This window comes from Streptomyces subrutilus, assembly GCF_008704535.1.
GTDB classification, from domain to species: Bacteria; Actinomycetota; Actinomycetes; order Streptomycetales; family Streptomycetaceae; genus Streptomyces; species Streptomyces subrutilus.
Genome location: NZ_CP023701.1, coordinates 3678182 through 3697787 on the forward strand (window position 1 = coordinate 3678182; position 19606 = coordinate 3697787).

Here is a 19606-nt window from a genome sequence, read left to right on the forward strand (position 1 = left end):
GGCCGGTAGGAGACACCGTCAACTCCTTCCGCTGCCGACGACAGGCGGCGAGGCTGTGGATCGCCGCCAGGGAGGAAGACCAGGGCCGGCAGCCGGACGGGGCGTCAACCGCGGGGCCTCCGAACGGTGCAGGAACCCATTCCGTCAGCAGCTAAGGAAGCCCGTCGTGATCCGCACCCGCATCGCTCAGGCCGTCGCGGTCGTCTCCCTCTCCCTGACCGGGGTCATCCTCGTGAGCGCCGCCGCGTCGGCCGCTGCCGCCGAGGATCCGTCCGCCGCGGTCACCGCCCGGGTCTCCGACAGCCTCGGCTGGGGCTGAACGGCCCACGATGGAGATCGTCTACGCCAGCCTGACCCGCAGGCACACCGGCAATGCCCCGCACGAGAGCGATGCGGCCCGGGTCGTAGACGCCCTGTGGGCCCACGCACTGCCCGGCGACGGACTCCAGCACGCCAGCGCGCGCCCCGAACACGACCGGATCGACCTCCTGCTGTACCTCATGACCAAGGACGCCTCCACCGCGCCCGCCGCCCTGTGCCGCGCCCACGCCCTGATCGAGCGCAGCCGACGGAACTCACTCGGACTCCGACGGCGCTACCTGGCCTCGCCCCCGCACTCGCGGGAAGCGGACCACACCTGCTCGTGACCGGCGGTACCCGAGGTGGCCGCGGGCGCCCACCTCGACCCCGATGACGGCCCGTTCGGACGGAAGGGCCGCCCGGCGGCCCGCTCCTGGCGACCGACACGCGGCACCCGGCCCTGAGGCCCGGAACCGAGGGCGCGGAAGACCCGTACGACCCAGCTGTCTCCTCTGTCACCTGTCTCATCACCAGGAGTTGTGTTGCCCGTCAAGAACCCGGCCCTCCGTGCCGCGAGCATCGTCACCGCCGCCTGCGCCGCCTCGCTCGTCCTGACCGCCATGCCGGCCCACTCCGACCCGGTGCAGGCCCCGCCCGGAGCCACGGACACCGTGTCGCGGGAGACCTCGGCCGTCGAGCACCCCCAGGGCAAACCGGGCCCCCTCCAGGGCCCGCGCTCCGGGCGCTCCTCCGGCGCCCCTGCCGCGCAGACCCTCTCCCCGATCACCCGCAGCACGGTCATCGCCCGAGCCAAGACCTGGGTGGACGCCCAGGTCCCGTACAGCCAGAGCGACTACCGCGACGGCTACCGCACCGACTGCTCCGGTCTGGTGTCGATGGCCTGGAACCTCGGGACCAACGCCTGGACCGGCGACCTCGACACCTACGCCAACCGGATCACCAAGAGCGAGCTGCGCAAGGGCGACATGCTGCTCTTCCACAACGCGGCCAACCCGGTGAACGGATCGCACGTCGTGCTCTTCGAGAGCTGGACCGACTCCTCGATGACGTCCTACATAGGCATCGAGCAGACCAGACCGCACGGCCTGCGCCGCGTGATCCCCTACGCCTACTTCAGCAATTCCGGCTCCTACATTCCGTACCGGTACAAGAACATCGTCGAGGACGTCGTCACTCCCGGGGATGCGCCGGTGGCGGGGAACTGGGACGGCGGCCCGGCCGCGAACGTCGGCGTCTTCCGACCCTCCACCGGACAGTTCCACCTCCGCTACGACGACGGAACCCTCACCACCATCGACTGGGGACAAACCGGAGACCTCCCCGTCTCCGCCAACTGGGACGGAACCGGACCCGACAACCTCGGCGTCTTCCGACCCTCCACCGGACAGTTCCACCTCCGCAACGACAACGGCACCCTCACCATCCTCGACTGGGGACAAACCGGAGACCTCCCCGTCGCCGCCAACTGGGACGGCGGCGCTGCCTCCAACATCGGCATCTGGCGCAACGGAACCTTCCACCTCCGCAACGACAACGGAACCCTCACCACCATCGACTGGGGACAAACCGGAGACCTCCCCGTCACCGGCAACTGGGACGGAACCGGACCCGACAACCTCGGCGTCTTCCGACCCTCCACCGGACAGTTCCACCTCCGCAACGACAACGGCACCCTCACCACCCTCGACTGGGGACAAACCGGAGACCTCCCCGTCGCCGCCAACTGGGACGGCGGCAACGGCGCACCCGCCGCCAACATCGGCATCTGGCGCCCCTCCCAAGGCCGCTTCCACCTCCGCAACGACAACGGCACCCTCACCACCCTCGACTGGGGCCAGCCCAGGTGAGCACTCCCGGGAGTGCAGCCGGCCGCACCCCCGGGGCCCCAGCCTGATGCACCGTCATCGCCGTCCCGTCGAAGCGGAAGAGAGCACTCCCGTGAACCGAACCAAGCGCAGACACCTGACCGTGGCCGTCACCGCCGTCGCAGCACTGACCGCAGGCCTCGTCACCTCGGCCTCCGCGGCCGAGAAGCGCGAGGGTGACCGCCCCGCCCTCACGGCCCCGGCCGCCGACATCGCCGCGGCCCGCTCGCCCAACTACTCCTGCGGCACGGAAACCGGCTCCGACCGCGCCACCGCCGACCGGCTCAGCAGCGAGCTCACCGGGACCCTGCGCGGTTACCTGACGTCCTACCGGGTCTCCTGTGCTCGCGCGATCGTCAACGCGGTCCAGGCCCGCGGTCTCTCCCAGCGGGCCGCCGTCATCGCGGTGACCACCGCCATCGTGGAAAGCACCCTGTACAACAACCCGAACATGATCGACCTCGACAGCGTCGGCCTGTTCCAGCAGCGGGCCAGCTGGGGTTCGTTCGACCAACGGATGAATCCCGCCTGGTCGACCAACGCATTCCTGAACCAGCTGGTCAAGCAGAACAACTGGCAGACGCGCCCGATCGGAGAGCTCTGCCAGGCCGTGCAGATCTCGGCCTACCCCGACAGGTACCAGACCCAGGCCGCCGACGCCCAGCGCATCGTCGGCGATCTGTGGAGCCCGCAGACCTCCGGGGATGCGCCGGTGGCGGGGAACTGGGACGGCGGCCCGGCCGCGAACGTCGGCGTCTTCCGACCCTCCACCGGACAGTTCCACCTCCGCTACGACGACGGAACCCTCACCACCATCGACTGGGGACAAACCGGAGACCTCCCCGTCTCCGCCAACTGGGACGGAACCGGACCCGACAACCTCGGCGTCTTCCGACCCTCCACCGGACAGTTCCACCTCCGCAACGACAACGGCACCCTCACCATCCTCGACTGGGGACAAACCGGAGACCTCCCCGTCGCCGCCAACTGGGACGGCGGCGCTGCCTCCAACATCGGCATCTGGCGCAACGGAACCTTCCACCTCCGCAACGACAACGGAACCCTCACCACCATCGACTGGGGACAAACCGGAGACCTCCCCGTCACCGGCAACTGGGACGGAACCGGACCCGACAACCTCGGCGTCTTCCGACCCTCCACCGGACAGTTCCACCTCCGCAACGACAACGGCACCCTCACCATCCTCGACTGGGGACAAACCGGAGACCTCCCCGTCGCCGCCAACTGGGACGGCGGCAACGGCGCACCCGCCGCCAACATCGGCATCTGGCGCCCCTCCCAAGGCCGCTTCCACCTCCGCAACGACAACGGCACCCTCACCACCCTCGACTGGGGCCAGCCCAGGTAGTCCCGGCCTTGCCCAGCCCGCGCCCGGCGCGCCCACCAGCGGGCCGCCGGGCGCCTGCGCACGCCGACGGCGCAGCAGCCATACCCGTGCCCGTGCCCGCCGACCTCGTCCACCGCCGAATCTGCGTGCCGTCCGGGCACGAGGTCTACGCTCGCGGCATGGACCAGAACGAGGTCATCAAGAAGGTCGTCGGCATCCTGACCGAGGCCTACGCCGACGTCCGCCCGCGCGAGGGAGAGGACGAAGCCGACGCCGAGGAGCCGGGTCTGATCGGCCAGTTCCTCACCGAAGCCATGCCGAAGATCGAGCTCTCGCCCGACGACTCCCTGGAGGAGCTCGCCGACCAGGTGGGCCGCGAGATGGGCCAGGCGGTCACGCAGCTGGCCGCGGCCTTCGCCGCGGCGTACATCGAACTCGCGCTGGTCCACGACGACGGCGACCCGGCGGTGTCCTCGGCCGACGTGCTCCGCAACCTCGCCATCCGGGCCGAGGCCCAGGCCGCCGGCGACTGACCCGTACCGCCGCGCCGGACGACCCGCTCGTGCGGACCTCCGCACCGGGCGCGGCGGCTACGCGGCGCTGTCCTCGGCGAGGGTGTGCGCGACCAGGGCGTTGGCGTGCCCGTGTCCCAGGCCGTGCTCGGACTTGAGCCAGGCCACGAGTTCCATGTGCCGGGTCAGCGGCGAGGCGCGGATGAGGTCCTTCCACTCGGCGACCGGGCGGCCGTACTTCTTCTCGATCGACGGGAAGTAACTGGCAGGGCCCTTCACGGTGTCGGTCATGTCGTGTCCCGTTCCCTCGGTTCGGTGTGGCCGTTCGACGCGATGCGGTGCGGTACAGATGGTGTCGACCATGTCGATGATCTTGGCTGTGCCGATGATGGCCGAAGGATCAGCGGCCGGCCACCCGTTCGCCCCCTTCGCCCACGGCCGCCGGTCGGGCCGCCATCGCGGTCCTCGCCGTCATCGCGGTCAGCGCCGTCAGCCAGACGAGACCGAGTCCCGCTCCGGCGGTGAAGGCCAGGACGGACGCCGAGGAGCCCGCGAACCCGGCGAGCACCCCGACCGGCACGATCCGGGAGGCCACGGCCCGACCCCGTTGGCCCCGGGCGGTGAAGGCGCGGGCCAGGACGACGGACGCGGCGCAGAACGCGAGGTAGCCCACCATGCCGGCGACCATGTGGACGGCGCCGTGCGCGCTGAGCCGGGCGGCGTCGGGGGCCCCGACGGGGAAGCCGGCCCCGGCGTCGGCGCGGAACACCGCGGCCACCAGGAACGAGGCCCCGAACACCCCCACCAGGCGCGGACCCCAGGTCCCGCCGGGGCCACCGCCCAGCACCCGGTGCATCCCGACCGCGCCGGCGAGGACCGAGGCACCGGTGAGCAGGAAGCTCACCACCTGGATCCACCCCGGACCACCGAGGGCGAGCTGGCTGATGGCATTGCGGGTGAAGTCGAACCCGTCGCGCGAAAGCCCCTGCGCGACACCCGCCCCGAGGAACAGCGGCCCGGCCACGAGCCCGCCGGCGAGCAGACCCCGCACCCGCGGCACCGGCCGCGGCAGGGACAGGGCGCCGGAGCACCCGGATTCGGGGGCGGGGGCGGCGGGGGCGCTGAGCGTGCGGGCCATGACGAGCCTTCCTCGGTGGGGTTGGTGTCACTCCCTATGACCGGCCCCGGCCGGCGAAGTCATCGACCCGCCACAGTGACCCGGGTCACATGGCCGCGAGGGCGGCCGACGACGTGCGCGGCCGTCCGAAAATGCCTGCTCACACCGGTCAGAACCGGCCGGACGGGCGTAGAGTGAAAGCACCGGGAGCATTCCGCACACCGGCTTCCACGCGGGTGTCGTTTCCGGCGATCGCCGGAAAACCGGGCTGCCGACGGGCGGCCCGGGGGCAGGTCCACTCCATGACCAGCACCCTCGACCGGACCGCTCCCCGCGACCTCGCCGCAGCCCTCCCGGCCCGCTTGTCCCTCACCCCGAAGTCCTCGCTCGCCGGGCAGCTGGACGGGGCCTGGTGGCCCCGCTCCCGCGATCTCGCGGCCGAAATCCCCCCGCTCGCGGCCGCGCTGGCCGAGCCCTGGGGGCGCATCACCCGGGTCACGGTGAACCCCGCCCACTGGCCCTCCGTACCGCGCACCATCGCCGCGGGCGGGCACACACTGCACGTCGGCTGGTTCACCGAACAGCACCCCGACAAGCTGATCCTGCTCTCCTACACCGTCGGCCGCTGGGACCTCCTCGTCGTCCCGCCCGAGACCGAGCCGGGCGCCGCGGCCCGCCTGATGGTCGCCGCCGCGATCCCGGGCAGCGTCCTGACCGCCGGAGCCCTGATGGCCGACGAGGCCGCCATCGGGCGCGGCGTGCGCGACGCGGTGCGCCGCGAAACCACCTGGGAGAGCGAGGGCGGAGCGTGCATGTCCCCCTTCGGCGATCCGCTGCGCGGCGGTGCGCACCCCCTCGCCGGAAACGGCCGGTGGTGAGCTCCCGCACCGGCCGCCGCGGCGCCGCTGCGAAAAGGCTTCCTCGCGGGACGGGCAATATCTGTAGCCGCGGTATCAGAAAGAGCCGCGAGGCGCCGTGAGGGAATCTTGCGCACCAGTCGGAATGAATTTCGTCGCCGCGCAATGCCGCTGGGGCCGTGCTACTGTCGATAGAAGTTGCAGTTGTGGTTCCCAAAAACTTCAAGTGCCCCCGCCCATTCACATCGGCGGGAGCACTTTTGTATTTCCGGTCATTTCCGGGCGGGGCATCATCGCGGCGACACCGGAGTCCGCACGGTGCGGTCTCCGGGTACTGCCCCGAAGGAGATTTGACATGGCATCTGGCACCGTGAAGTGGTTCAACGCCGAAAAGGGCTTCGGCTTCATCGAGCAGGACGGCGGCGGCGCGGACGTGTTCGCCCACTACTCGAACATCGCCGCCCAGGGTTTCCGCGAGCTGCAGGAGGGCCAGAAGGTCACCTTCGACATCGCGCAGGGCCAGAAGGGCCCGACGGCGGAGAACATCGTTCCCGCCTGATGCACTGACGCGAAAGCGCACGGAGCCGGGGCCCGCACCACACGGTGCGGGCCCCGGCTCCGTCGTGTCCCCGGCCCTTCCCGTCGGCTCCCGAAAGAGACGGCCTAGCGGGCGAGCAGGGCCCGTACGGTCTTTCCGCCCGCCGGACGGCGGGTGACCACGGTGGCCCGGGCCAGCTGGTTGACCATCTGCCAGCCGAACCCGCCCGTGCCGCCCGTCAGGTCGGGGGTGCGCATCCGCGGCGGCCGGGAACTGGCGTCGTGGACGGCCACCTCGATGGCGCGCGGGTGCGCGGTCAGGCGCAGGGTGCAGGTGCCGCCGCCGTGGCGCAGGGCGTTGGTGACGAGTTCCGACACGACCAGGACGACCGTGTCGGCGGTGTCCGGGTCCACCGCCGGCTGCCGCAGGCCCTCCAGAAAGGTGCGGGCGGTGTCCCGCGCACCGGCGACCGCCGTCGTGGGGCAGACGGTCGCCGTGTCGAAATCGGCCGCGGCGTCGAAGCCCGCCGGGTCGTGTCCGGTCGTCGGCATCAGGCTCATCGGACTCATCGGGCTCACCCTGCTCTCTGCGTCGGCCACGCGTGGCGGCCGGTCAGCCGGTGGTGCGTCGGTAGGGGCCGGTACGCGGCTCGGGCACGGTCGTCAGACGGTGTGCGCCGCGCCGCGGCCGACGGGTCGTGAAGCGCTCGCGCCGCGTCGCGCGGCCGCCCTGCCGGGGAGGATTGACCGACGGAGCGAGTACGAGAGCGGCGACGATCGCCACGACCAGGCTCAGGATGATCACGGTACCCACGGACATGTGTCCCGCCTCTCTACGGTGACTGAGGTCTCTCCTCACCCAGTGTTACCGTTCGTCACCCGACTAAACACTTTCCGTGATCTCGGGCCCGGCCCGCGGGGCCGGCGCGGTCCGTCGGGGGCTCCGCGGGGGACCGCCGCGCGGAGAACCTGCGTTGAGTCGTCATTTCCTCTGGTGACGGTGCGTGCCGTCCGTGTAGCGTGCCGGTAGCTGTCGTGGTTCGAAGTGCCCGCTGCCCGCATCCGTTGGTGTGGGCAGTTCTGCTGAGTCGTGCCGATGGACCAAGGCGATCACCTCCGTCTCCCGCACCGGTGGGAGACGTTCATCGACTGGAAGGCATGACCATGGCCACCGGAACTGTGAAGTGGTTCAACGCGGAGAAGGGCTTCGGCTTCATCGCCCAGGACGGCGGCGGCCCGGACGTCTTCGCCCACTACTCGGCGATCAACGCCACCGGCTACCGCGAGCTCCAGGAGGGTCAGGCCGTGACCTTCGACATCACGCAGGGCCAGAAGGGCCCGCAGGCGGAGAACATCACCCCCGCCTGAGCTCCTTCCCCGTAGTGAACCGGCAGGGCCGCGCAGCACACGCTGCGCGGCCCTGCCGTGCTTCCGGGCGCCCGGACCCGCCCGGCCGGGGCGATGGTGTTGAATTTCCCCCGGGGCCGGTGCCGGACGGCGGCGCGCGGCCCTCGACGCTTTCCCACGAAGAGGTGCAGATGACAGCGGATGACGGGCTCGGCGGCCGGCTCGACGACGACGACTACCCCGCCTACACGATGGGCCGGGCGGCCGAGATGCTCGGCACCACCCCCGGTTTCCTGCGGGCCATCGGCGAGGCCCGCCTGATCACCCCGCTGCGCTCCGAGGGCGGCCACCGCCGCTACTCGCGCTACCAGCTGCGCATCGCGGCCCGCGCCCGCGAACTCGTCGACCAGGGCACTCCCGTCGAAGCCGCGTGCCGCATCGTCATCCTGGAGGACCAGCTCGAAGAGGCCCAGCGGATCAACGCCGAGTACCGCCGCGCCGCCGGGCGCCCGGACCGGGGCGGGGGCGCCGAGGGCCGGGGCTCCGACGGCTAGGGCTCCACGTTCTGGTTCAGGTGGAAGAGGTTGCCCGGGTCGTAGGCCCGCTTGACCTCGACGAGCCGGTCGTAGTTGCCCTTGTAGTTGGCGCGGATCCGGTCCTGGTCGTCACCGGCCATGAAGTTGACGTAGCCGCCCTCCTCCGAGAGCGGCGCGGTCGCCGCGTAGTAGTCGCGCACCCAGGCCGTGTTGGCCTCGTTGTCCGCGGGGTCGGGCCACATGCCCGCGATGACCGTGGCGAAGGCGGCGTCCCGGTAGGCGAAGGCGGTCGCGTCCGGCGCCACCCGGTGGCAGGCGCCGTCGACGGGGTAGATGTGCACCGCCGAGTTCACGGCCGGCACCAGCGGGCCGTGCCTCAGGTGGGCCTCGATCGCGGCGTCGCTGAGCTCGGTGACGAAGTTGGCCTTCCAGTAGTGCTGGAGGCCGGGCGGGACGAGGGCGTCGAAGGCGCTGTTCAGCGCCGGGTACGGCAGCGGGCCCACCTGCTCGGCGACCACGGGCGCGAGCGCGCGCAGCGGCCGCAGCGCCCGCTCGCCCTCCTCCACCGGTCCGGCCCAGCACGCGACGATCAGCAGGAAGGGCTCGCCGTGCCGGTCCTCCGGGATGAACGGGAGGGGCGGGGCGATCTGGAAGGCCGGGAAGGCCCCCAGCTCCTGCGGCGCCCCCGCGATGAACTCGCGGTAGCCGCGCAGCACGGCGCCCGCGTCGCGGAGCTCGTAGAGGATCGGTCCGCCGTAGACGTCCCCGACCGGTGCCAGCCGGAACTCCAGCGAGGTCACCGCGCCGAAGTTGCCGCCGCCGCCGCGCAGCGCCCAGAACAGGTCCGCGTGCTCCTCCTCGCTCGCGGTGAGCCGGCGCCCGTCCGCCGTCACCACCTCGGCCGACAGCAGGTTGTCGCAGCTCAGACCCTGTCCGCGGCTGAGGTGTCCGATGCCGCCGCCGAGGGTGAGCCCGCCGACTCCGGTGGTGGAGATGATCCCGCCGGTGGTCGCCAGACCGTACGGGTGGGTCGCCGCGTCGAAACCGCCCCAGGTCGCCCCGCCCCCGGCGCGCGCCGTGCGGCGCGCGGGGTCGACGTCGACGGTGCGCAGCGCGGTCAGGTCGGCGACGACGCCGCCGTCACAGGTTCCGAAGCCGGGCACGCTGTGGCCGCCGCCGCGGACGGCCAGGTCCAGCTCGTTCTCCCGGGCGAAGTCCACCGCGGCCGCCACGTCGCCCGCGGTGGCGCAGCGCACGACGAGGGCCGGCCTCCTGTCGATCATGGCGTTGTAGACCGTGCGCGCCGCGTCGTAGTCCCCGTCCCCGGGGGTGACGACCTCGCCGCTCACCCGTTCGCGCAACTGGTCGGTCGAGAGCCTGCTCATGGCCATCGCTCCTCGGCGCCCGTACGCGCACCGGCCGGGCCGGCCGGGGGGACCGGGCCTGCTCTTCACGCTACGCCGATGACGCGGGACCGGGGAGCGGGGAGCGGCGGCGGGGAATTCCTCCCGGCTCGCCGCGGCCGGTCCGAACGGAAATCGAGACCGGCCATCCGGCGGAAAACAATCCGACCGGCGAAGAAGTTGCCGCGCTCCTCCGGAAGAAAAGCTGCGATGGCGAGAGTAGACATGCCCGGGCATCGGCGTTAGCGTCTCTCGGGTGACCTCTGAGAAGTCCCCGCTCGCCGGCAGTCTCGACGACGACGACTACCCCGCCTACACGATGGGCCGGGCAGCGGAGATGCTCGGTACCACCCCCGCCTTCCTCCGCACCCTGGGCGAGGCCCGTCTCATCACCCCGCTCCGCTCCTCCGGCGGCCACCGCCGCTATTCCCGCTACCAGTTGCGCATCGCGGCCCGGGCCAGGGAGCTCGTCGACGGCGGTACGCCGGTCGAGGCGGCCTGCCGGATCATCGCGTTGGAGGACCAGCTGGAGGAGGCGCTCCGGCTGAACGAGGAGATGACCCGCCACCGCGCCGGCTCCTGAGGCGGCCGGTGCCGTTCGTATGACTTCGAGGTTCGGATACCTGTTCTTGCAGGTACAGAATTTCGAATGACCCCCGAAGACATTTCCTGAACCCACCCCGATCGCGCTGTCCCGCGCCGAGTGATGCGACAGGCCCGGCGAAGTAAATCTTCCGCGGTCCGCGGCGACCCCTGTGCTACTGTGCTGTCAGTTGCAGTTGTGGTTCCCAAAAAAACTTACAAGTGCTCTCACCGGTTTTTTCGGCGGGCGCACTTTTTCTTTACCGGATTTTTCCGGCGGGGCAATCATCGCGGCGACTCCGGTTTTCGCACAGTGCGATTCCGGGCATTGCCCCAAAGGAGAATTCATATGGCATCTGGCACCGTGAAGTGGTTCAACGCGGAAAAGGGCTTCGGCTTCATCGAGCAGGAGGGCGGCGGCGCTGACGTCTTCGCCCACTACTCGAACATCGCCGCCTCCGGCTTCCGTGAGCTTCAGGAAGGCCAGAAGGTTACCTTCGATGTCACGCAGGGCCAGAAGGGCCCGCAGGCCGAGAACATCGTTCCCGCCTGACGCTGACGCGTACACGCAGCTGGGGCCCGCACCTTGGGGTGCGGGCCCCAGCTCGTTGCTTTTCCCCTCCCGTGCCCTGCCGGTTCCCACCGGCCCGCACGGCGGCGGGTGACGGCGCCTCCGGCAGCCGGCCCGCCTCACCGTCCGGCCGGGCGGCCGCCCTTCCCACCGGGCACCGCCTCGCCCACCGCCCCGCCGACCGCCCGCCGTTTCCGGCAGGCCGGTGCGCAGCGCGGCACGCACTCCGCAGCAGACCGTCCCCGTGTGCGCACGGCACGGCTCTGCCCCGTCTTTTCTTCGGCTCGTTCTGGCGAATCCCCTTCCGGGAATTCCTCGATACGCGCCGCATCGAGGAAGGTTCTGCATGAACCGCACCACTCGCACGAACGACCGATCCTCCGCCCGCGGCCGCACCGGCGGCTCCGGCTCCTCCGGGGGCTCGGCCTCGTACGGCGGCTCCTCCGGGGGCTCGTACGGCGGCTCCTCCGCCCGCGGCAGCCGCTTCGGCTCGCCCGCGTCCGGCCGCTCCGGCGGGCCGGCCCGCTCCGGCGGCTCCGGCCGCTCCGGATACGGCGGACGTCGCCCGGCCGCCGTGCAGGGCGAGTTCGCGCTGCCGAAGACGATCACGCCGGCGCTGCCCGCGGCCCTGGCCTTCGCCGATCTCGACATGCCCGAGCAGCTGCTCGCCGCCCTCACCGCGCAGGGCGTGAGCGTCCCCTTCCCGATCCAGGGCGCCACCCTGCCCAACACGCTCGCGGGCCGCGACGTGCTCGGCCGCGGCCGCACCGGCTCCGGCAAGACGCTCGCCTTCGGCCTGGCCCTGCTGGCCCGCACCGCCGGCCAGCGCGCCGAGCCGCGCCAGCCGCTCTCGCTGATCCTCGTCCCCACCCGCGAGCTCGCCCAGCAGGTCACCGACGCCCTGACCCCCTACGCCCGCTCGGTCAAGCTCCGCCTGGCCACGGTCGTCGGCGGCATGCCCATCGGCCGCCAGGCCACCGCGCTGCGCGGCGGCGCCGAGGTCGTCGTGGCGACGCCCGGCCGGCTCAAGGACCTCATCGACCGCGGCGACTGCCGGCTGAACCAGGTCGCCATCACCGTCCTCGACGAAGCCGACCAGATGGCCGACATGGGCTTCATGCCGCAGGTCACCGCACTCCTCGACCAGGTGCGCCCCGAAGGCCAGCGGATGCTGTTCTCCGCGACCCTGGACCGCAACGTCGACCTGCTGGTCCGCCGCTACCTGACCGACCCCGTCGTCCACTCCGTCGACCCCTCGGCCGGCGCGGTGACCACGATGGAGCACCACGTGCTGCACGTCCACGGCTCCGACAAGCAGGCCACGACCACGGAGATCGCCGCCCGCGACGGCCGCGTCATCATGTTCCTGGACACCAAGCACGCCGTCGACCGGCTCACCCAGGACCTCCTCAACAGCGGCGTGCGGGCCGCGGCCCTGCACGGCGGCAAGTCCCAGCCCCAGCGCACCCGCACCCTGGCCCAGTTCAAGACCGGCCACGTCACCGTGCTCGTCGCCACGAACGTCGCCGCCCGCGGCATCCACGTCGACAACCTCGACCTCGTGGTGAACGTGGACCCGCCCACCGACCACAAGGACTACCTGCACCGCGGCGGACGCACCGCCCGCGCCGGCGAGTCCGGCAGCGTCGTCACCCTGGTCACCCCCAACCAGCGCCGCGACATGACCCGCCTGATGGCCGCCGCGGGCATCGTCCCGCAGACCACCCAGGTCCGCTCCGGCGAAGCCGAGCTCCAGCGCATCACGGGTGCGCAGGCCCCCTCCGGCGTCCCCGTCACCATCACCGCACCGGTCTCGGACCGCCCGCGGCGCAGCTCCGCCTCCTCGCGCGGGCGGCGCAGCCGTCCGGCGCAGGAGCGCCGCCGCTCCCAGGGCCTCGCCGCCTGACCGGGGGTCCGGCCGCCCGTCCGGCCGGGGGTCCCGCCCCCGGCCGGGCGCACCGCCGCTCCCCCGTACGCCCGGGGCCGCGCCCCGGCGTCCGCGTCCGCTCCCGCACGTCCCGTCCAGTCTGTGAGGCATCATGCGCTTCGTCATCGCCCGATACCCCTTCGACCTCGAGAAGAGCGAGGTCGAGCAGTCGATGAAGGGCGTCAAGCCCGAGCCGATCACGGGAGCGTCCGTGATCATCAGCCGCCGCTCGTACCCCGTCAAGCAGGTCGGCGAGGTCATCACCCGCCAGGACCGGCGCGACTTCACCGCCGCCGAGGTCACCCGGGCGCTGACCCGGCTCGGTTTCACCTGCCGCGACGTCAGCGCCCCCGTACCGGTGCGCGCCCTGACCCCGCTGCAGGAGGCCTCGGCGCTGCTGGGGAGCCCGGCCGGCGCGTGAGCGCTTGCTAGAGTCGCTGCCCATGTCGATCCCTGATGACCTGCTCGTCGATATCGCCGCCATGGTCGAGTCGGAGCAAACAAATCAGATGTCCCTGACCGTCGTGGTCGGCGGCGCCGTCCTCACCGGCCGCCTGGCGCCCGAGGGCGTCTGGCGCCAGCGCGTGGCCGAGGTCCTGCGGGACTCGGACCAACTGGGCCCGTTCGCCGACGTCTTCGGCTCCGCCGCGCGGTCCGCGGCCCCGTCCGCTCCCGCGGACCGGGCCGCTCCGTCGCACCTGCACTTCCACGTGGCGCGGATCCTCCAGGGCACCCTGGGCATCCCGGAGACCGGCGGAATGTACCGGATCGCGCTGGCGGACGTCAGCGCCTGGACCGTCGGGGACTTCAGCTACTCCGACAAGTGACCCGCCCGCGCGGCGCCCCGCTCCGGCGGGCGCTGCCGGTCCGAGCCCTTCCCGAGCCCCGCCACGGCCCCCGCCGTGGCCCCCGGGAGGGGCTCTGCCGTTCTCCGTCTGCCGTTCTCCGACCTGATACTCGGGTGACTCTTGGGTAGGGTATGGGTGAGTACGAGGGGGTATATCCCTTTCGAAACGCGACACCGCGCTCCGGGCACCCCGGAGCCCACCGTCGGGAGGCGCAGCGCCATGAACCGTACGGAATTGACGGACGTCGCCACCGACGAGGCCCGGGCCCTGTCCGTGGCCCTCTTCCAGCGCCTGTCCCTGCTGGAGCAGGGCGGCGCGGAGTACTCCTACGTCCGCAACACCCTCGTCGAGCTCAACCTCAGCCTGGTCAAGTACGCCGCCCGCCGCTTCCGCGGCCGCAGCGAGCCGATGGAGGACATCGTCCAGGTCGGCACGATCGGCCTGATCAAGGCGATCAACCGGTTCGACCCCGCGCGCGGCGTCGAATTCGCCTCCTTCGCGATGCCGACGATCAGCGGCGAGATCAAGCGGTTCTTCCGGGACACCAGCTGGGCGGTGAAGGTGCCGCGCCGGCTCCAGGAGCTGCGGATCGACACCGCCAAGGCCCACGACGCGCTGGAGCAGGACCTCGGCCGCGAGCCGACCGACACCGAGCTCGCCGGGCGGCTGCACGTGACGGCCGAGGAGCTCGCCGAGGGCCGCAAGGCCGCGCACGCGTACTCCGCGCGCTCCCTCGACGCCCCGGCCCAGGACGACGGCGAGCGCGACGCGCACGCCGCCCCGACCGTCCTGAGCACGGAAGAGGGCGCCTACGACCGGATCGAGTGCCTGGAGTCGCTCAAGCCGATGCTGGCCGGGCTCCCCGAGCGGGAGCGGACGCTGCTCGCGCTGCGGTTCGGGCAGGAGCTGACGCAGGCGGAGATCGGCGACCGGCTGGGCCTGTCGCAGATGCACGTGTCGCGGCTGCTGAACCGCACCCTGACCCGACTGCGCACCGGCCTGCTCACGGACGAGCTGCCGGAGGACGCCACCGAGGCCCCCGCGCACGCGGCCCACACGGCCCACACGGCCTCGGCGGCGTAGCGGGGCGTAACGGGGCCCAGGAGCGCCCCCGCGGGGCGTACGGGGCCCATGGGAGCCCACGGGGCGTACGGGCGGCCCGAGCGGGCTACGGCGCCCCCGGCGGGCCGGACGCTCCCGGCGCTGCCGTACGGCCGGCTCCGGCCGTCATCCCCGGGTCCCGTCCGACGCGATCTCCAGCCACACCGTCTTGCCGGGCCGCTCTCCCGCGAACGGCTCCGCGCCCCAGCTCCGCGCGAGGCGTTCCACCACGATCAGTCCGTGTCCGCCGGGCAGCGCCCGGTTGCCGGGCGGACGCCGGTGCGGGAGCTCGGGGCTGTCGTCGCTGAGCTCCACGCGCAGTCCGCCGGCCCCGTGCCGCAGCACCAGTTCCCGCGGCCCGCCGGCGTGCAGGCAGGCATTGGTCACCACTTCGGAGACGAGGAGCAGTACGTCCTCCACCGCCTCCGGCCCTCCGGGCCAACCCCAGTCGGCCAGCGCCAGGCGCGTGAAATCGCGGCAGCGGGCCACGACTCCGGTCGTGGCGCCCCCGAGGATCAGCCTCCGCGTCTGCTCGGCCACCGCTTCTCCCGTCTCCGCGCCCGTCCCGGCCGCACCTACCCCCGCCACAGTCGACCAATCTCGATGCCCTGACCCATTACACCCTCCAAGATTCCGCATCTCGAAAACCGCGCTCCGAGATGCGGCACAGCAAGATCCGCTCGTCGAATAGGACCAAGAAGTGCGGGAGGAGCGCAATGGCCGGGGCCCGCGTCCGCGGAGCGCGGCGCGGCGGACGCGGGTTCGAGGCCCCCGACCGCCGCGCCGACCGGAGGCGGCCCCGGGTCCACATCCTGGACAACTACCCTCTTTTCATGAACCCAGAAGCCGCTGCCCTCGCCGCCGTGAAAGACGCCGACCGGAAGCATGTCTTCCATTCCTGGTCGGCTCAGGAGCTCATCGACCCCCTCGCCGTCGCCGGGGCCGAAGGCTCGTACTTCTGGGACTACCAGGGCAACCGCTACCTCGACTTCTCCAGCGCCCTCGTCTACACCAACATCGGCTACCAGCACCCCAAGGTCACCGCGGCCATCGCGGACCAGGCGGCCCGGCTGTGCACCGTCGCGCCCGGCTTCGCCGTCGACGTGCGCTCCGAGGCGGCCCGGCTGATCGCCGAGCGGACCCCCGGCGACCTGAACAAGATCTTCTTCACCAACGCGGGCGCCGAGGCCGTCGAGAACGCCGTCCGCATGGCCCGGGTGCACACCGGCCGGCCCAAGGTGCTCTCCGCCTACCGCTCCTACCACGGCGCCACCTCCACCGCGATCAACCTCACGGGCGACGCCCGGCGCTTCGGCAACGACAGCGCCACCGCCGGCGTCGTCCACTTCTGGGGCCCCTTCGCCTACCGCTCGCCCTTCTACGCCGCCGACGAGGCCGAGGAGTGCGAGCGCGCCCTGCGCCACCTGGAGGACACGATCGTCTTCGAGGGGCCGCAGTCCATCGCCGCGATCATCCTGGAGACCGTGGGCGGGGCCCCCGGCGTGCTCGTGCACCCCGACGGCTACCTGGCCGGCGTGCGCGAGCTCTGCGACCGCCACGGCATCGTCTTCATCCTCGACGAGGTCATGGTCGGCTTCGGCCGCACCGGCCGCTGGTTCGCCTCCGAGCACTGGGACGTCACCCCCGACCTCATCTGCTTCGCCAAGGGCGTCACCAGCGGATACGTCCCCCTCGGCGGCGTCGCCATCTCCGCCGCCATCGCCGAGACCTTCGCCCGGCGCCCCTACCCGGGCGGGCTCACCTACTCCGGGCACGTGCTGGCCTGCGCCGCGGCCGTCGCCACCCTGAACGTCATGGAGGAGGAGGGCATCGTCGAACAGTCCGCCCGCACCGGCGCCCAGCTCCTCGGCCCGGGGCTGCGCGCGCTCGCCGAGCGGCACCCCTCGGTCGGCGAGGTCCGCGGCCTGGGCACCTTCTGGGCGCTGGAGCTCGTACGCGACAAGGGGACCCGCGAGCCGCTCGTCCCGTACAACGCCGCCGGGGCCGACAACGCGCCCATGGCCGAATTCGCCGCCGCCTGCAAGAAGGGCGGGGTCTGGCCGCTGACCGCCGGGAACCGCCTGCACGTAGCGCCGGCCTGCAACATCACGCCGCAGGACGTGGCCAAGGGGCTGGCCGTCCTGGACGAGGCCCTTTCGGTGGCCGACGCGCACACCACCTGACCGGCGGGTTTGTGGGGTCGTCCCATTCCGGGGTGGCGGTGTTCGGAGGATCCGTACGGTGGTCAACGCGCCGTGCGCATGCTGCAATCCGTGCAGGCCATGTCGTCAGAAACTGGCCGAAGCACCTACGGACCGGGATGCACGTCAGTCCCGGGGCGGCCCCCTGCGGGGTCGAACGGCGGGGAGCGGGACGTCTTCAATCCGGGCGGACGCTGGACGCCGGGCGTACGGGATCCAGACAACCGGACTCCGTGTTCCCGAGGACCCGAAGGAAGACATCATGAGCAAGCACGTCCTGGCCCAGAACCAGTACGGCAAGGCCGAGAACCGCATCGTCAAGGTGACCCGCAAGGGCAACGACGGTTCCTGGCACGAGATCCGCGACCTCAACGTCTCGGTCGCGCTCCGCGGTGAGTTCCGCGACGTCCACCTCACCGGCGACAACGCCAACTGCCTGCCGACCGACACCACCAAGAACACCGTGTACGCCTTCGGCAAGGAGCACGGCATCGCCTCCCCCGAGGCCTTCGGCATCCTGCTCGCCAAGCACTTCGTCTCCTCCCAGGACCCGATCCGCGAGGCGCAGATACGCATCGAGGAATTCGCCTGGGAGCGCATCCCCGTCCCGACGCGCAAGGAGCAGCACTCCTTCGCCCTCAAGGGCACCGAGGTGCGCACCGCCCAGGTCACCTACAGCGAGACCACCGGCCTCCAGGTCGTCTCGGGGCTGAAGGACCTGACGGTCATGAACTCGACGAACTCCGAGTTCCACGGCTTCATCAAGGACAGGTACACGATCCTCAAGGAGGCGTACGACCGCATCCTGGCGACCAAGGTGACCGCCCGCTGGGCGCACTCGGCGCTGGCCGCCGACGAGGCCGGGTACGACTGGGACCAGGCGTACAAGAAGGTTCGCAAGAACCTCCTGGAGGCCTTCGCGGAGACCTACTCGTACTCGCTCCAGCAGACCCTGAACCAGATGGCCGAGCGCGTCCTCGACAACTGCCCCAAGGTCAACGAGGTGCGCCTCAACCTGCCGAACAAGCACCACTTCCTCGTCGACCTGGAGCCCTTCGGCCTCAAGAACGACAACGAGGTCTACTTCGCCGCCGACCGGATGTACGGGCTCATCGAGGGCACCATCCACCGCGACGGCGTGCAGCCGGTGATCGCCACGTCCGACTGGATCGTCGCCTAGGCCGTCTCGCACCGCCTTCGGACCGGCCCGGACCCCCACGGAGGGGGTCCGGGCCGGTCCGCGTCCCGGGTCGGGTGCGCCGCGGGCTGGGGAAGGTCGAATTCCGGCCTGGCGTTCTGACACTTAGCCGATCGCTCACTTGTGCCCGCAGTGGCACCGAAGGAGGCTGTGCCACCGATCAGTTGACGACGAGGGGCAGTCAGGCATGCCGACGGCGATACGGGAATGGCGCGGTTGGACGGGCGCCGCACCGTTCTGGCTGAGCGCGCTCCTGCTGCTCGTGGCCCCCTTCACCGCCGTCACGCTGTTCGGGCAGATCGGGGTCATCGTCGCCCTGGCCGCGCTGGGCGGGCTGGCCCGGCACCTCTGGTCCGGCGACTACGGCCACCCGGCCATCCACCTCGCCGCCGTGCTGATGGGCGCCGCCGCCGTCGTGGTGTAGCGGCGGACCGCCGGACGTACCGTCCGGGCCGGGGCCGTCGGGTGGCGGGCGTACGGCGCTCACCCGATCGGGGGCACGCTCCCGCACGCCCGGAGGGACCCGCCGGACCCGCTGCGAGCTGCGCAAACGCGGACGGGCGGGGACGACACGCCGGTGTGCACCCGTCAGCCTCCGTTGTCGCGCGAGGTGTCCGGGGGAGAACGGGGTGTCCACTGCTCACATGACCCGGCCGTCCGAGCCGGACAGGAGGGATCCCCATGCCCCGCGCCAAGTGGGCCGTCGGCGCGCTGACGGTGACCGTGCTGGCGGGCGGACTCGGGGTGCTGCGCCACACCGAGGGCGCCCGGCCCGCGGTCGTCGCGTCCGCCACCGACGACGCCCTTCCCTCGCGCGCCCTGGGACTGTCCGGCCACCGCAGGCTCGTCCGGCAGCTGGAGCACTCCGCCGAGCACCGGTCCGGTGCGGGCGCCCGCTCGCCCGGGTCGGCCGCCGGGCCGCTGCGCACGGTGCGCGGTGCGCTCCGGCCGGCGCGGCCGCTGCGGCTGCGGATTCCCAGCCTCGGCGTCGACGTGCCGCTGAGCGGGCTCCGCGGCGAGGCCGACTGGGAGGCCACAGGACCGGCGCCGGGTGCGGCCGGCACCGCCGTGGTCACCTGGGCCGGTCTGGGGCCCGGCATGCTGCGGCGGGGGCGGACCATCGAGATCCCCCGGGCCGACGGGCGTACGGCCGTGTTCACCGTGGTCCGGGTCTCTCCCGGCCAGGCTCCCGGCCCCGGGGACGGCGGCCGGGAGGCGGACGGCCGGGGCCGGCTGCGGCTGGTCGGCGGCGAGACCGCCGTCCTGGCCCGGCTGACGGGGCAGCGCCGGACCCGCTGACGGGGCGGCGCCGGACCGGTGGACCCGCCGGGCGCC

At 72.0% G+C, this 19606-nt stretch carries 25 protein-coding genes; 19 read left to right on the forward strand and 6 right to left on the reverse strand.

The features are described from left to right. Positions 1–166 precede the first annotated feature (166 nt). The 5 genes from CP968_RS34090 to CP968_RS16065 all read left to right on the forward strand — a co-directional run bounded on the left by CP968_RS34090 (position 167) and on the right by CP968_RS16065 (position 4067). A complete protein-coding gene (locus CP968_RS34090; protein ID WP_167536809.1) occupies positions 167–319 on the forward strand; it encodes a hypothetical protein in 153 nt (50 codons plus the stop codon). 10 nt (positions 320–329) lie between these two features. Then, positions 330–647: a hypothetical protein gene (locus CP968_RS16050; RefSeq protein WP_150518670.1), complete on the forward strand. Its 318-nt coding sequence runs from the start codon at positions 330–332 to the stop codon at positions 645–647. Between the two features lie 195 nt (positions 648–842). Then, a complete protein-coding gene (locus tag CP968_RS16055; RefSeq protein WP_150518671.1) occupies positions 843–2168 on the forward strand; it encodes an NlpC/P60 family protein in 1326 nt (441 codons plus the stop codon). A gap of 91 nt (positions 2169–2259) precedes the next feature. Next, positions 2260–3555 (forward strand): hypothetical protein, encoded by a 1296-nt coding sequence (locus CP968_RS16060; protein ID WP_150518672.1) that lies wholly within the window; start codon positions 2260–2262, stop codon positions 3553–3555. 158 nt (positions 3556–3713) lie between these two features. Beyond that, on the forward strand, positions 3714–4067 hold the full coding sequence (locus tag CP968_RS16065) for a hypothetical protein (protein ID WP_150518673.1): 354 nt from the start codon (positions 3714–3716) through the stop codon (positions 4065–4067). A gap of 57 nt (positions 4068–4124) precedes the next feature. Here CP968_RS16065 and CP968_RS16070 read toward each other — a convergent pair whose 3' ends face one another. Beyond that, positions 4125–4337, reverse strand: a complete 213-nt coding sequence (locus tag CP968_RS16070) for a DUF4287 domain-containing protein (protein WP_150518674.1) — start codon at positions 4335–4337, stop codon at positions 4125–4127. 109 nt (positions 4338–4446) lie between these two features. Further along, positions 4447–5184, reverse strand: coding sequence for a DUF998 domain-containing protein (locus tag CP968_RS16075; RefSeq protein ID WP_150518675.1), 738 nt, complete (start codon positions 5182–5184; stop codon positions 4447–4449). 281 nt (positions 5185–5465) lie between these two features. On the opposite strand from CP968_RS16075, the gene CP968_RS16080 reads away from it, so the two are divergent. Together CP968_RS16080 and CP968_RS16085 are read left to right on the forward strand one after the other, a co-directional pair. After that, entirely contained in the window at positions 5466–6041 is a 576-nt protein-coding gene (locus CP968_RS16080; RefSeq protein WP_150518676.1) for a DUF5994 family protein, read from the forward strand. A gap of 334 nt (positions 6042–6375) precedes the next feature. Then, positions 6376–6579, forward strand: coding sequence for a cold-shock protein (locus CP968_RS16085; RefSeq protein WP_019056860.1), 204 nt, complete (start codon positions 6376–6378; stop codon positions 6577–6579). Between the two features lie 104 nt (positions 6580–6683). Here the strand turns inward: CP968_RS16085 and CP968_RS16090 are convergent, their stop codons facing one another. Next, positions 6684–7118, reverse strand: a complete 435-nt coding sequence (locus tag CP968_RS16090) for an ATP-binding protein (protein ID WP_229886779.1) — start codon at positions 7116–7118, stop codon at positions 6684–6686. Positions 7119–7170: 52 nt separating this feature from the next. Next, the gene (locus CP968_RS16095; RefSeq protein WP_150518677.1) at positions 7171–7377 is read right to left on the reverse strand and encodes a hypothetical protein; all 207 of its coding nucleotides are present in this window, start codon (positions 7375–7377) and stop codon (positions 7171–7173) included. A 344-nt stretch (positions 7378–7721) separates the two neighbouring features. Between CP968_RS16095 and CP968_RS16100 the strand changes: the two genes are divergently transcribed. Then, positions 7722–7925: a cold-shock protein gene (locus CP968_RS16100; protein WP_150521945.1), complete on the forward strand. Its 204-nt coding sequence runs from the start codon at positions 7722–7724 to the stop codon at positions 7923–7925. A gap of 170 nt (positions 7926–8095) precedes the next feature. Beyond that, entirely contained in the window at positions 8096–8458 is a 363-nt protein-coding gene (locus tag CP968_RS16105) for a helix-turn-helix domain-containing protein (RefSeq protein WP_150518678.1), read from the forward strand. On the opposite strand, the gene CP968_RS16110 is transcribed toward CP968_RS16105, so the two are convergent. Continuing rightward, the gene (locus CP968_RS16110; RefSeq protein ID WP_208835988.1) at positions 8455–9831 is read right to left on the reverse strand and encodes an FAD-binding oxidoreductase; all 1377 of its coding nucleotides are present in this window, start codon (positions 9829–9831) and stop codon (positions 8455–8457) included. The two genes, CP968_RS16105 and CP968_RS16110, sit on opposite strands and share 4 nt — an antisense overlap. Before the next feature lie 331 nt (positions 9832–10162). Between CP968_RS16110 and CP968_RS16115 the strand changes: the two genes are divergently transcribed. The 6 genes from CP968_RS16115 (at position 10163) to CP968_RS16140 (ending at position 14854) form a co-directional block, all read left to right on the forward strand. After that, positions 10163–10426, forward strand: coding sequence for a helix-turn-helix domain-containing protein (locus tag CP968_RS16115; RefSeq protein WP_167536933.1), 264 nt, complete (start codon positions 10163–10165; stop codon positions 10424–10426). Between the two features lie 348 nt (positions 10427–10774). Beyond that, a complete protein-coding gene (locus CP968_RS16120; protein WP_073917174.1) occupies positions 10775–10978 on the forward strand; it encodes a cold-shock protein in 204 nt (67 codons plus the stop codon). 364 nt (positions 10979–11342) lie between these two features. After that, the gene (locus CP968_RS16125) at positions 11343–12902 is read left to right on the forward strand and encodes a DEAD/DEAH box helicase (RefSeq protein WP_150518681.1); all 1560 of its coding nucleotides are present in this window, start codon (positions 11343–11345) and stop codon (positions 12900–12902) included. Positions 12903–13035: 133 nt separating this feature from the next. Next, a complete protein-coding gene (locus CP968_RS16130; RefSeq protein WP_150518682.1) occupies positions 13036–13344 on the forward strand; it encodes an SCO5918 family protein in 309 nt (102 codons plus the stop codon). Between the two features lie 22 nt (positions 13345–13366). Continuing rightward, entirely contained in the window at positions 13367–13750 is a 384-nt protein-coding gene (locus CP968_RS16135; protein WP_150518683.1) for a hypothetical protein, read from the forward strand. Positions 13751–13990: 240 nt separating this feature from the next. Then, complete coding sequence (locus CP968_RS16140) at positions 13991–14854, forward strand: SigB/SigF/SigG family RNA polymerase sigma factor (protein ID WP_150518684.1); 864 nt, start codon at positions 13991–13993, stop codon at positions 14852–14854. 144 nt (positions 14855–14998) lie between these two features. On the opposite strand, the gene CP968_RS16145 is transcribed toward CP968_RS16140, so the two are convergent. Continuing rightward, positions 14999–15412, reverse strand: coding sequence for an ATP-binding protein (locus CP968_RS16145; protein ID WP_229886916.1), 414 nt, complete (start codon positions 15410–15412; stop codon positions 14999–15001). Positions 15413–15705: 293 nt separating this feature from the next. On the opposite strand from CP968_RS16145, the gene CP968_RS16150 reads away from it, so the two are divergent. From CP968_RS16150 to CP968_RS16165, 4 genes are all read left to right on the forward strand, one after another. Beyond that, a complete protein-coding gene (locus CP968_RS16150; protein WP_150518686.1) occupies positions 15706–17055 on the forward strand; it encodes an aspartate aminotransferase family protein in 1350 nt (449 codons plus the stop codon). Positions 17056–17335: 280 nt separating this feature from the next. Then, positions 17336–18253: a factor-independent urate hydroxylase gene (pucL, locus tag CP968_RS16155; protein WP_150518687.1), complete on the forward strand. Its 918-nt coding sequence runs from the start codon at positions 17336–17338 to the stop codon at positions 18251–18253. 205 nt (positions 18254–18458) lie between these two features. Continuing rightward, positions 18459–18695, forward strand: coding sequence for a hypothetical protein (locus CP968_RS16160; RefSeq protein ID WP_150518688.1), 237 nt, complete (start codon positions 18459–18461; stop codon positions 18693–18695). Between the two features lie 257 nt (positions 18696–18952). Then, positions 18953–19570 (forward strand): class F sortase, encoded by a 618-nt coding sequence (locus CP968_RS16165; RefSeq protein WP_150518689.1) that lies wholly within the window; start codon positions 18953–18955, stop codon positions 19568–19570. Positions 19571–19606 lie beyond the last annotated feature (36 nt).